This is a genomic window from Exiguobacterium sp. KKT215 (assembly GCF_055635335.1).
On record NZ_CM145756.1, the window covers coordinates 1,263,035 to 1,275,677 of the forward strand.

Annotated in this window: 14 protein-coding genes; 12 read left to right on the plus strand and 2 right to left on the minus strand. The window is 52.6% G+C overall.

The window, feature by feature from the left end; genetic code table 11:
* Positions 1-993 (minus strand): ROK family transcriptional regulator, encoded by a 993-nt coding sequence (locus tag ACZ2GZ_RS06585; RefSeq protein WP_214714736.1) that lies wholly within the window; start codon positions 991-993, stop codon positions 1-3.
* A 225-nt stretch (positions 994-1,218) separates the two neighbouring features.
* Here ACZ2GZ_RS06585 and xerD point away from each other — a divergent pair, with 225 nt between their 5' ends.
* The 6 genes from xerD to ACZ2GZ_RS06615 all read left to right on the plus strand — a co-directional run bounded on the left by xerD (position 1,219) and on the right by ACZ2GZ_RS06615 (position 6,447).
* A complete protein-coding gene (xerD, locus tag ACZ2GZ_RS06590; RefSeq protein ID WP_114166052.1) occupies positions 1,219-2,103 on the plus strand; it encodes a site-specific tyrosine recombinase XerD in 885 nt (294 codons plus the stop codon).
* A gap of 23 nt (positions 2,104-2,126) precedes the next feature.
* The gene (gene deoB / locus ACZ2GZ_RS06595) at positions 2,127-3,293 is read left to right on the plus strand and encodes a phosphopentomutase (RefSeq protein WP_131471227.1); all 1,167 of its coding nucleotides are present in this window, start codon (positions 2,127-2,129) and stop codon (positions 3,291-3,293) included.
* Between the two features lie 13 nt (positions 3,294-3,306).
* Positions 3,307-4,116 (plus strand): purine-nucleoside phosphorylase, encoded by an 810-nt coding sequence (locus tag ACZ2GZ_RS06600; RefSeq protein WP_034777854.1) that lies wholly within the window; start codon positions 3,307-3,309, stop codon positions 4,114-4,116.
* Positions 4,117-4,144: 28 nt separating this feature from the next.
* The gene (locus ACZ2GZ_RS06605) at positions 4,145-5,446 is read left to right on the plus strand and encodes a pyrimidine-nucleoside phosphorylase (RefSeq protein WP_131471226.1); all 1,302 of its coding nucleotides are present in this window, start codon (positions 4,145-4,147) and stop codon (positions 5,444-5,446) included.
* Positions 5,447-5,560: 114 nt separating this feature from the next.
* Entirely contained in the window at positions 5,561-6,001 is a 441-nt protein-coding gene (locus ACZ2GZ_RS06610) for a peptidylprolyl isomerase (RefSeq protein ID WP_029334855.1), read from the plus strand.
* 89 nt (positions 6,002-6,090) lie between these two features.
* Positions 6,091-6,447, plus strand: coding sequence for a GNAT family N-acetyltransferase (locus tag ACZ2GZ_RS06615; RefSeq protein ID WP_034777852.1), 357 nt, complete (start codon positions 6,091-6,093; stop codon positions 6,445-6,447).
* Positions 6,448-6,459: 12 nt separating this feature from the next.
* On the opposite strand, the gene ACZ2GZ_RS06620 is transcribed toward ACZ2GZ_RS06615, so the two are convergent.
* A complete protein-coding gene (locus tag ACZ2GZ_RS06620) occupies positions 6,460-6,930 on the minus strand; it encodes a DUF309 domain-containing protein (protein WP_029595323.1) in 471 nt (156 codons plus the stop codon).
* A 78-nt stretch (positions 6,931-7,008) separates the two neighbouring features.
* Between ACZ2GZ_RS06620 and ACZ2GZ_RS06625 the strand changes: the two genes are divergently transcribed.
* The 6 genes from ACZ2GZ_RS06625 (at position 7,009) to ccsB (ending at position 12,575) form a co-directional block, all read left to right on the plus strand.
* Complete coding sequence (locus ACZ2GZ_RS06625; RefSeq protein WP_029595324.1) at positions 7,009-7,776, plus strand: segregation and condensation protein A; 768 nt, start codon at positions 7,009-7,011, stop codon at positions 7,774-7,776.
* A complete protein-coding gene (gene scpB / locus ACZ2GZ_RS06630; RefSeq protein WP_029595325.1) occupies positions 7,754-8,347 on the plus strand; it encodes an SMC-Scp complex subunit ScpB in 594 nt (197 codons plus the stop codon). The genes ACZ2GZ_RS06625 and scpB overlap by 23 nt, the downstream gene beginning before the upstream one ends.
* A complete protein-coding gene (locus ACZ2GZ_RS06635) occupies positions 8,348-9,106 on the plus strand; it encodes a pseudouridine synthase (protein ID WP_029595326.1) in 759 nt (252 codons plus the stop codon). It begins immediately after the preceding gene.
* A gap of 136 nt (positions 9,107-9,242) precedes the next feature.
* Positions 9,243-9,824 carry a redoxin domain-containing protein gene (locus tag ACZ2GZ_RS06640; RefSeq protein ID WP_029595327.1) on the plus strand — a complete coding sequence of 194 codons (582 nt, stop codon included), beginning with the start codon at positions 9,243-9,245 and terminating at the stop codon, positions 9,822-9,824.
* A 19-nt stretch (positions 9,825-9,843) separates the two neighbouring features.
* Positions 9,844-11,391: a cytochrome c biogenesis protein ResB gene (gene resB / locus ACZ2GZ_RS06645; RefSeq protein WP_232819540.1), complete on the plus strand. Its 1,548-nt coding sequence runs from the start codon at positions 9,844-9,846 to the stop codon at positions 11,389-11,391.
* Positions 11,391-12,575: a c-type cytochrome biogenesis protein CcsB gene (ccsB, locus tag ACZ2GZ_RS06650; protein WP_029595329.1), complete on the plus strand. Its 1,185-nt coding sequence runs from the start codon at positions 11,391-11,393 to the stop codon at positions 12,573-12,575. Before resB ends, ccsB begins: the two co-directional genes overlap by 1 nt.
* The last annotated feature ends 68 nt before the right edge of the window (positions 12,576-12,643 follow it).

Here is a 12,643-nt window from a genome sequence, read left to right on the forward strand (position 1 = left end):
TCAAATCGATTCAAGGATCAACCCGACGCAACGTCGAGCTAAGCCTGCGAAATAATCTTCCTCCCATATGCCGATCAATAAATCTGGGGTGTGAGCCGCCGGAATATGACGCTGGCAGGCGTGCCGAATCCCCTCCAACTCGGTATCGACGAGATCGACGTCCGAAAAAATGATGGCGTTCGGATTCAGCGTCGCGGTGAACGTCGCGACAAGCCGACCGAGCGCATCGAAAGCGGAATCCGAAAGCGGGGCCGCTCGCTCGCTCTCCATCCGATTATGAAACGTCGAGTCGTCGTAAAGGGGTAAAAACGAGATTTCCCCGCTGAATCCCGTCTTGCCGCGGATGAGCTGTCCGTTGATGAGAATCCCGGCACCGGGTCCGTTCTTTCCTAAATAGATGTAGACGATAGATTGGTCACCGGCGAGTTCGTGCGTGTGTCCGTATCCATAGACGGCAGCGTTCATATCGTTCTCGATGACGGCAAGGCGATTGGAACGCGACTCGACCCAACTTTTCAAGTCGAGGTGTGCGAACGTCGGATAGTCCGGGGCGAAGATGACCGTCCCATCTGCGACGGCCGCTGCGACACCGATGGAGATCGCGCTCATATCGGGGGTTCGGTCCAACTGTCGGTCGAGCACCGAGCCGAGCGCACCGAGGTGGTCCCCGTTTAGAATCTCCTGCGTCCCGTCGTCGATCATCGTACCGATGCTATCGATGACACGATAGCGGACGACCGACTTCTCGACGTATAGCGTCAATCCGTGCGTGAACCGTTCATTATAGATGTAACGTTTGGCTGGGCGACCACCGCGTGAATCCTCAAAACCTTGTTCAAACACTTCACCGGCCTCCATCAACTGCTCCAACTGCTTCTTGACGGTCGGAAAACTGAGCCGGGTCGCTTCTGAGATGGCGGCGATGGTCGAATGACCGGATAAGACGAGTTGACGTCTGACGGCGACCGTCAGATTAGTAATGGTCTGGTTCATGGACGACTCCTTTTAAACTTTTTAAATCATTTTAATAAGTCGACTTGAGTGTACCAAATCATGATGAGATTTGTAAGCCCTCAATCGAAATATATGCGTGAAAACCTCACCAATTCCTGTCACAAAAAAGCTTTAAAAAAAATGAGGTCAGACGTCTTCACAACGGTTTACATAAGTGATATGATGTAAGCGTATTCAGGTGTAGCGAGGAAGGAGGGGGATGTCATGCGTTCGCAAGTCGAGTTATTTTTGCAGTATATGACGGTTGAGAAACGAATGTCCACGAACACGAGACAAGCCTATGCGAGCGATTTGACCCAGTACTTATCGACACTTACCCAACTCGGGGTGACAGAATGGAATGAAGTCACGCGGGCACACATCGTCAAACATATGGAAGAGTTATCGCAAGCCGGTCGGGCTGCTTCATCACTCCGACGGGCCGTCAGTTCGATTCGGACGTTCCATCATCATTTGAAGATGACAGGTGGTGCAACGACTGACCCGGCACTTTATTTGGAGACGCCGAAAGCGGAACGGCATCTGCCTGACACGTGGTCTCAAGATGAAGTTGAACGGTTGCTCGACAGTGTGCCGACGTCAGACCCGCTCGCGCTCCGCGATCGGGCCATGCTCGAACTGCTCTACGGAACGGGCATGCGCGTCAGCGAACTTCTTGGGCTTGATTTGGATGATTTACAGTTCGAATTGGGGTATCTACAGTGTGAAGGCAAAGGCGAGAGCGCCCGGATCATCCCGGTGTCGTCTGTCGCCCAAGGTTTTGTCGAACGCTATATCCAACAGGCCCGTAACGGGCTCGGCGGTCGGGAGACCGAGGCGTTGTTCTTGAACGGGCGCGGCGGAAGGCTCAGCCGTCAAGGGTTCTGGAAGATGATCAAACGACGGGCCAAAGAGGCCGGCATCCAAAAAGAGATCACGCCACACGTGCTCCGTCATTCGTTCGCGACACACTTGCTCGAGAACGGGGCCGATCTTCGGGCCATCCAACAGATGCTTGGGCATGCCGATCTCTCCACGACTCAAATCTACACACATGTCAATAAGGCACGACTCCACGATGTCTATCGAAAACATCATCCGCGTGCGTAAAGACACTAAAGGAGGAACTTTTTGTGAAGAAATTTAAACGTATTTTCTTGGTCGTCATGGACTCGGTCGGGATTGGGGAAGCCCCAGATGCCGACCAGTTCGGAGACGTCGGTTCAGACACGCTCGGGCATATCGCTCGTGAACACGGTGGGTTGAACATGCCGAACATGGGCCGCCTCGGGCTGTCGAACATCAAGCCGATTGACGGCATCGAAGTGTCGACGACACCGAGCGCCTACGGACGCATGGAAGAAATCTCGGCCGGGAAAGACACGATGACTGGCCACTGGGAGATCATGGGCCTTCATATCGATACGCCTTTCCGCGTGTTCGAAGAATTCCCGGACGATTTGATCGACCGGCTCAAAGAGTTCAGCGGCCGTGACATCATCGGCAACAAGCCGGCATCAGGGACAGAGATCTTGGATGAGCTCGGCGAAGAGCATGTCAAAACAGGTGCCTTGATCGTCTATACATCAGCTGACTCGGTGCTCCAAATCGCGGCGCACGAAGAAGTCGTCCCGCTCGACGAGTTGTACCGCATCTGCGAATACGCCCGTGAAATCACGCGCGAAGACCCGTACATGCTCGGCCGCATCATCGCCCGACCGTTCCTCGGAACGCCTGGCGCGTGGGTCCGGACATCTAATCGTCACGACTATGCGCTCAAGCCGTTCGGCAAGACGGTCATGAACACGCTCGAGACGGCAGGGAAAGATGTGATCGCTCTCGGGAAAATCAGCGACATCTATGACGGCGAAGGTGTCACGAAAGCGATTCGGACAAAATCGAACATGGATGGCATGGACAAACTCGTCGAATCGCTCGATGAAGAGTTCGAAGGTCTCTGCTTCTTGAACCTCGTCGACTTCGATGCGCTCTTCGGTCACCGCCGTGACCCAGAAGGCTATGCGATCGCGCTTGAAGAGTATGACGCCCGTCTACCGGAAGTAATGGAGAAGTTGCGTGAAGACGACTTGCTCATCATTACGGCCGACCACGGGAACGACCCGACGGCACCGGGAACGGACCATACGCGTGAATATGTGCCGCTCATCGTCCATCATCACGGTTCGACAGCGGTCGACCTCGGCATCCGCGGAACGTTCGCCGATATCGGCGCCACAGTGGCCGATAACTTCGACGTCGATGCACCAGCACACGGAAAGAGTTTCTTAAACGAAATTTGAGGAGGCATTACTCATGGTAAATTGGAACGAAACAAAGGCATTTTTACAGGAACGCATGAACGGAACACCAGAAATCGGACTCATTCTCGGCTCAGGTCTCGGCGTCCTCGCGGATGAAATCGAGAACGCGGTGAAAATCCCTTATGAGGATATCCCGCACTTCCCGGTATCGACCGTCGAAGGCCACGCCGGCCAACTCGTCTTCGGGGACCTCGAAGGAAAACGCGTCGTCGCGATGCAAGGACGGTTCCACTTCTATGAAGGCTACTCAATGGAACAAGTGACGTTCCCGGTCCGCGTCCTCAAATTGATCGGTGTCGAAACGCTCATCGTCACGAATGCGGCTGGTGCTTGCAACGAGTCGTTCAACCCGGGGGACTTGATGATCATTACGGATCACATCAACTTCTTCGGTACGAGCCCACTCATCGGTAAGAACGCGAGCGACTTCGGAACACGTTTCCCGGACATGTCAGAAGCGTACGATAAGGAGCTCGTCACATTGACGGAAGGCGTCGCCACAAAACTTGGACTTTCTGTTCAAAAAGGCGTCTACTTCGGGAACACGGGTCCGACGTATGAGACACCGGCCGAAGTGAAGATGGCTCGCCTGCTCGGAGGCGACGTTGTCGGCATGTCGACGGTGCCTGAAGTCATCGTGGCCCGTCACTCAGATATGCGAGTGCTCGGCATCTCGTGCGTATCGAACATGGCAGCCGGGATTTTAGATCAACCGCTCAACCATGAAGAAGTCATCGAGACGACAGAACGCGTCCGCCAAGACTTCCTTTCACTCGTACGCGGCACGATTCAGAGCATGTAACCACTACCCAATTAGGAGGACGAAACTTATGCGCATGGTCGATTTGATTTTGAAAAAACGTAACGGTGGCGAATTGAACGAAGAGGAGATTCGCTTCATCATCGAAGGCTTCACGAACGAGACGATTCCTGATTATCAGATGTCGGCCCTTTCGATGGCGATTTACTTTAACGGCATGACAGAGAAAGAGACGGCGGCCTTGACGATGGAGATGGTCAAGTCTGGTGACGTCATCGATTTGTCGAACATTCAAGGTAAAAAAGTTGATAAACACTCGACTGGCGGCGTCGGTGACAAAATCAGCTTAATCGTCGCTCCGCTCGTCGCGTCAATCGGAATTCCGGTCGCGAAGATGAGCGGTCGCGGTCTCGGCCACACGGGCGGGACGATCGATAAGCTTGAATCGTTCCCTGGCTTCAACGTCGAGTTGACGGAAGAACAGTTCACGAAGCAAGTAAACGATATCAAGATGTCAATCATCGGTCAGACGGGCAACTTGACGCCTGCCGACAAACGTCTTTACGCACTCCGTGACGTGACGGCGACGGTCGATTCAATCCCGCTCATCGCGAGCTCGATCATGTCGAAGAAAATCGCGGCCGGTGCCGACAGCATCGTCCTCGACGTCAAGACGGGTTCAGGCGCGTTCATGAAGTCGTTCGACGACGCGAAAGCGCTCGCTGAAGAGATGGTCGCCATCGGTAAGAACGTCGGCCGTAAGACGGTCGCCGTCATCACGGATATGGATCAGCCGCTCGGTTTCGAAATCGGGAACGCCAATGAAGTGAAAGAAGCGATTGAAGTCCTCTCGGGCAAAGACGTGACCGACTTGAAGACGATTGCCCTCACGATTGCCGGTCATATGGCGGTACTCGGCGAGTTCTATCAGACGTTCGAGGAAGCGTACGCTGACCTTGAGAAACGGATGGCCGACGGTCATGCCCTCGAAGTGTTCCGTCAGTTCGTAGCGGCACAAGGTGGCGACGCGTCGCTCGTCGATGACTTGTCGAAACTTCCGCAAGCGAAGTATGAGACGACGTTCGTCGCGAAACAAGCAGGTTACGTCGAGTCGATTATCGCTGACGAAGTCGGTGTGGCAGCGATGCTCCTCGGCGCAGGTCGGGCGACAAAAGATGATCAGCTCGACTTCGCGGCCGGTATCACGCTCGAGAAGAAAGTCGGTGACAAGGTCGAGGCCGGTGACGTGATCGCCGTGCTCCGTTCGAACAAAGAAGACATGACATCTGCGCTCGAGCGGATGGACCACGCGTACACGATCGGTGCGACAGAGCCGACGGCGCGTCCACTCGTCCACGCTGTCATCCAGTAAGCGGCAAGTCAGAACGTCTGTTTCCACAAAATAGTGGAGACAGACGGTTTTTTTTGATAGAATGGGCAATGTGTGAGTGAGAATGACAATATGAACATAAAGGGGTAACTTTTCATGAAAAAAGGATCTATGAAATTAGAGAACGGCGAAATGATCGAATTCGACTTGTTCCACGATGCGGCACCGATCACGGTCGACAACTTCGAGGAGCTCGCGAACAGCGGCTTCTATAACGGTTTGACGTTCCACCGGGTCATCCCAGGTTTCGTCAGCCAAGGCGGTTGCCCAGACGGGACAGGCATGGGTGGTTCAGGCAAGACGATCCCATGTGAGACATCGACATCGTTCCCATACAAACATGAAGCGGGTTCGCTTTCAATGGCACACGCCGGACGCAACACGGGCTCGTCACAGTTCTTCATCGTCCATGAGCCACAACCACATCTCGACGGTGTCCACACGGTCTTCGGAAAAGTGACGTCTGGCCTTGAGCACGCGGTCAAACTTCGTCAAGGCACGAAGATGGCCGAAGTTAAAGTTTGGGACGAGAATTGATTTCTGCCTGAACGTTATGGCACAATGAGCCATGTCTCTCACGTGTTCACTTAGTGAAACATGAATGACTAAAGGTGGTGAAACCAGCAATGCTGGTGAAATACAAACAATCGTACGAAAAGACGGCGATGGGCTTGCTCGCGTTCTCATGTAGCGACAAATCTCCGCTCGCCTTGCTCGAACTCGTCCGGTCCTACGAAGAAGACCCTGCCAAATTCCTCTATCTGTGGAGAGTCGGGGAAGACTTCGTCGGGATCATCGGGATGGAGCAACAAGAGACGACGATGTTCATCCATCATATCGCGCTGTCTCCGTCGTTCCGCGGCGAGAAGCGTTCTTACGAATTGCTCGATGAGACCCGGAACTTATTGCCGCTCGACTTGACGCTTGTCGGTCAAGGCAAAACCGGTGACTTGCTCGATAAATGGAACCAAGTCGTCATTTAAAAAAAGCTAGGCTCAGCGCCTAGCTTTTTTACGTGCCTCAAGCGCCCGGAGCCGTTCGGTGACGACGGGTGTCCGGTCTCGATACATATGTTTATGGACGAGCTCGTCAAACGTCAAAGTGGTCGGTTCGAAGGCGGGCTTCAAACGCTCGATGCGTTGTCGTGTCGCTTCATTGAGCGGAAGCGCCTCCGGGAGCGGCCAACGCTCCAAGTCACGGGCAAACGTCGCGGTATCGATTCCGAGGGCTTCGAGTTCGGTCACGGCCAACGTGAGCTTCTGCTGTAACGCTGCGATACTCTTTTTTGCACCGGGCGTGTTACCGCGACGGGCATGGTAGTGGGCAACGGCGTATTGAATCAAGGCAGCGTAACCGAGATCCTCTCGCCCCCCGTCCTGCCATGCTTCTTCAAGCACTTCGTGGCACTCGAAATAATCGGCATGACATTCAAATAAGAGCGTATACTGGATAAAAGGCGTCGACATCAAATTTCTCCTTTCGTGGTCACGGTACTACAAAACATGTTATACTAAAGCGCAAAAATGTAAATGGCAGGTGTCTCTATGGAAGCGTACAACGTCAAAATCGATACGTTCGAAGGCCCGCTTGACCTGTTGCTCCACTTGATTGGAAAAATGGAGCTCGACATCGCAGACATCTCTGTCTCCGAGGTCACGGATCAGTATGTCGCCTATATCCGGACGATGCAAAAATTTGAACTCGATGTGGCCAGTGAATATTTGGTCATGGCGGCGACGTTGCTCCAATTGAAGAGCAAGCAACTGTTGCCACCGGTTCCAGTTGAAGAAGATGACATTCCCGACTTTGGGGAAGAACCGACCCGAGAAGGGTTGATTCGACAGTTGATTGAATATAAGGCGTATAAAGAAGCGGTCGTATTCATGCGCGAGCAAGAAGAGTCTCGCCTCGAACTGTATAGCCGTCCCGGTGAGGATTTGACGCGCTACATGTCCGACCTCGTCCAGCCGTATGACGGTCCACTCAACTTTGCGGACTTATTACACGCCTATTCGAAAATGGTCGAACGCAAGCGGTGGAAAGAGCGTCGCAAAAAGACGATCAAACGTGAAGAACGGACGCTTGAAGAACAGATGACACGGTTGCACGATCACGTCTCGGCAAAGCGGACAACATCGTTCTTCTCGTTTTTTGAGGAACGTCCCGATGTGTCGGACCTTGTCGTCACGTTCATGGCGCTACTCGAATTGATCAAGTTGCGCGTCGTTACGACTAAACAGGAAGAGCGAGACATTCAAATCTCGTTCGTCGAATCGTCAAAGGAAAGGGATGAAGCCGTTGCTGTCTTATGAAACGATTATTGAGAGTCTATTGTTCGTCGTCGGCGAAGAAGGAATGGAAGTGCGGGCCCTCGCGGACACGCTCGACATTTCGGAAGCCGCTGCACGCGAACAGTTGAGCAAACTAGAAGCATCGTTCAAAGATTCGGGTCGTCCGTTCCAACTGATTGAATCCGCGGGCGTGTATAAGCTCGTGACGATTCCTGAAGTGTCGGAGTACATTCAACGCTACGTCGGCACGATGGCCGAACAGGCGTTATCACGTGCCGCGATGGAGACGCTCGTCATCATCGCGTACAAGCAACCGGTCACCCGGGCTGATATCGAGGAAGTCCGGGGCGTTAAAGTCGAACGTGTCATCCATACGCTGTTGTCTAAAGGATTGATTGAAGCGGCCGGCCGGGCCAAGACAATCGGCCGGGCCAAGTTATACCGGACGACCGAACATTTCCTGGACCATTTTGGATTCAATTCACTCGATGAATTGCCCCCATTAACGTTTGAAGACGAGCTCTCGGACGAAGGCGATTTGTTCTTCGGCCAGCCGTCTGCGATTACGCAAGATAGATTGGAGAATGAATAAATGGAACGTTTACAAAAAGTGATTGCCCAAGCAGGTGTCGCCTCACGGCGTAAAGCCGAAGAAATGATTTTAGATGGACGGGTGCGCGTCAACGGGAAAGTCGTGCGCGAACTCGGTACGAAAGTCGGTCCAAAGTCTGAAGTCGAGGTCGACGGTGTGAAAATCGAACAAGAAGAGCATGTTTATTATGTGCTCTACAAGCCGAGCGGTTACGTCTCGACGGTCGAAGACGATAAAGGACGGAAAGTCATCACCGATCTCGTACCGCCTGGATCGCGTGTCTTCCCGGTTGGACGTCTCGACTATAACACGACGGGACTCATCATTTTAACGAATGACGGTGAGTTCTCGAATATGATGACCCATCCGAAGTTCAAGATCCCAAAACGTTATGTCGCGAAAGTGAAGAACATTCCTTCGTATATCGCGATTAAACAACTCGAGTCGGGTGTCGAACTCGATGACGGCTACAAGACGGGTAGCGCCCAAGTGAAGATGAAGACGGTCGACCATAAGAAAAACTCGGCCATCTTAGAAATCGTCATCTCGGAAGGCCATAACCGTCAAATCCGTCGCATGCTCGAAGCAGTCGGTTCAGAAGTCATCAAACTGAAACGCGAACAGTTCGGTTTCTTGACGCTCGACGGTCTCACGACGGGCGAATGGCGTGAACTGTCACGCAAGGAAGTATCGAAGCTACGTGAGCTTGCCAACCCGACCGTACCACCCGTACAACGGGGCAAGAAAAAGAAAAAATAACAACTAAAAAATCGTCCTGAGATAGGATGATTTTTTATTTTGTGGAGATTGTGTGACAAAAAGATGAAAAAAGTCTGTTAATGTGCGTTTTTGGTGTTTTTTCAGTACAATAACAACTAAAGGATGGTGTGAACTCATGACGAAAGAAACAAAGTCGGGTGATCGCATGAACCAGGCGATGGCCCATAAGAAAAAACGGTCATTTTGGCGGCTCATGATTATGACGATGGTCCTGTTCGCAGGAGCGGTCGTTATCATGCAATTGTTTGAACAAGCCGGCAACGACGGACGTATCGAGGCCGGTGACGATGCGCCGAACTTCAAGCTCGTCAGTCTTGACGGGACGACGATGGTCGAGCGTGACACATACGACGGTAAAGGGTTGCTCTTGAACTTCTGGGGCACATTCTGTGAACCGTGTGAGAAAGAGATGCCGGTCGTCCAGGATAACTATGCCGCACTCCAAGACATGGGCGTCGATTTTTGGGCGGTCAACGTCGGCGAGACACCGCTTCGGGTCGATAATTTCGTGAACGGCCTCGGCGTCAAGCTCGACTATCCGATTTTGATGGACACGCGCAGCGAAGTCGAGAAGGCGTACGGGATTTATAACTTGCCGGTCACGTTCGTCATCGATGCCGACGGCAAAGTGATTGAAAAGTACGAAGGTGAACTCACGAAAGAGAAACTGATGGAGTTGGCCGAGAAGTCATTGTAAGCGAACGGGGGGCGCACAAATGCTAGATATGAAATACGACGGCGCCGATTTACGATCGAAGCGTCGTCCACGGTCATGGATTGACCGGGTGTGGAGCTTTTTTGCATCGGTCAAGGTCGGTCTATGGCTCATCGGGCTTATCATCGTCGGGTCGGCGATCGGAACGATTTTCCCGCAAGAGATGTATATTCCGCAACAGTTGCCGGCGAACCAGTATTACACGGACGAGTACGGGACACCGGGTACGATTTACTACACGCTAGGATTCCACAACCTCTATACATCGTGGTGGTACATCACGTTGATCGTGATGCTGACGTTATCGCTCATCGTTGTATCGATTGATCGATTTTTCCCGCTGTATAAAGCGTTGAAATTTCAACCGGTCCGACGTACCGATCGCTTCATGCGCGGACAACGTTTGATTGGTGAGGGAAAAGGGACGGACGAGCAAATCGATGCGTTCGGAGAGGCTTTAAAAGCCAAGCGTTATCAAGTGAAGCGTGATGGGGATGCCTTACTCGCCGAGAAATATCGATTCGGTCGCTGGGGTCCATACGTCAATCACATTGGGCTCGTCATCTTCTTCATCGGGGCGATGCTTCGCGTTTTCCCGGCATTCCATACGGATACGCTCGAATGGGTGCGCGAAGGCGATACGGTTCCGCTCGAAGCGACGGATGATGAATATTATCTTCGCAACGATCAGTTCATCTTAGAGATATATGATCCGGAAAATAACGCGGAAGATGCGAAATTTGCCAAGGCGATCGAGAAAGCGGGCGCAGTCCCGAAAAACTATGAGACGGAATTGACGCTGTTCAAGAAGACCGGGACGAACGAGGACGGATCGCCGCAACTCGAGGAAGTCGATACCGGTTCGACGAAAGTGAACCACCCGTTCAAGTTTGAAAAGTACGAAGTGTATCAAGAACAGTATTCGAGTCGCCTGGAATTCTTGTCGATGTCCTTTAACGTTGCCGATAAAGAGACAGGTGATGTGTATGGACCGTTCACGGTCGATTTGACGAACCCGGAGACGACGTATGACCTCGGAGACGTCACGGTCAAACTGAACGACCTGTATCCTGACTTTGAGGTCAAGGACGGCCAACCGAACACGAAATCGCCACGGGCACTCAACCCGGCCTTCTTCATGGCGATTGACACACCAGACGGCACGACGGAATCGAATTTGATTGGAATTCGTTTAAACGTGGCCGATGAAGATAATCGCTATGTGTTCCAGTTCGCTGGTACGGAGATGGCAAGTACGAGTGGTCTACGCGTCAAGAGTGACTCGACGTATCCGATTTTGATTGTCGGTGGAGTCATCTTCATGATTGGAATTGTCATGGGGATGTATTGGCCGCACCGTCGTATCTGGATTCGCCGACACAATGAGACGGACGTGCTCGTCGCTGGTTTCACCAACAAGAACCCGTCCTCGCTCAATCGCGAAATCACACCGCTCCTAGAGAAAAATGGCCTGCCGATCTGGGAAGATCAGGCACGGTTTGAAAAAAAGACGGACGACAACTCAACCAATGAAAGAGGGGAATCATAATGGAGTGGATTCAGTGGAGCAGTCGTTTGCTCTTTATCGCGTTCATCCTTTACGCTGTCGCGACCGTGTTATTCACGATCGCGGTCAGCGGGATGCGCAAAGGCCGAAACGTCAACCGTATCGCCTACGGCAAATATGCGTTCATTTTGGCCGTCATCGGCTTCATCGCTCAAATGACATATTTTATTTTACGTTGGGTCGGGGTCGGTTATGCACCGGTATCGAACCTGTACGAATACACGACGTTCTTCGGCATGATGATGGTGTTCGGGTTCCTCGTCGTGTACGGGATTTATAAAAATGACGTGCTTGGCTTGTTCGCCATGCCGGTGGCGCTTCTCGTCATCGCTTTCGCTTCGATGTTCTCGAGCGAAGTGGCACCGCTTATCCCGGCCTTGAACAGTGTCTGGTTGAAAATTCACGTCACGACGGCCGCGCTCGGCCAAGGAATTCTCGCCATCAGCTTCGCCTCAGGTCTCATTTTCTTATTGAATGAGACGTCGATGCGGGAACAGTCGAAGTCACGAACGTGGCTTGAGATTACGATGTTCGTCCTCATGTGCACGCTCGGCTTCATTCTCGTCTCGATGCTCTTCAAGGCGATCGGTGCCGGTGGCGTGGTCGAGTTCACGAACGACCGCGGGACACAAGAGTCGTATGAATACTTCATGCCGATGTTGTTCGTGCCGGAAGGGGCTCAGCTTCTCTCTGGTTCGGGCGGACTGTCACTTGAGTTACCGACGTTCATCAATACATTGAAGTTGAACACGCTCATTTGGTCGGTCATCGCCGGCGTCGTGATTTATGTACTGCTTCGTTTCGTCATCTTGCGAAAACGGATTGCCGAGGCGCTTCAACCGCTCGCGAAAAAAGTCGACCTTGATCTCGCCGACGAGATCAGTTACCGGTCGATCGCCATCGGCTTGCCGGTGTTCATCCTCGGTGGACTCATCTTCGCGATGATTTGGGCACAAATCGCCTGGAACCGTTTCTGGGGCTGGGACCCGAAAGAAGTGTGGGCGCTCATCACGATGCTCATCTATATCTACTATTTGCATATGCGCATCCAACGTGGTTGGACGGGAACAAAAGCCGCTTGGTTATGTGTCGGCGGCTTCGCCGTCATCATGTTCAACTTGGTGTTCGTCAACCTCGTCATCGCAGGTTTGCACTCATATGCGTAAAAAAAGAAGTCACTTCGGTGGCTTCTTTTTTTACGCCGCTGTCAACTGACCGTTGTGAAGCCAAATAA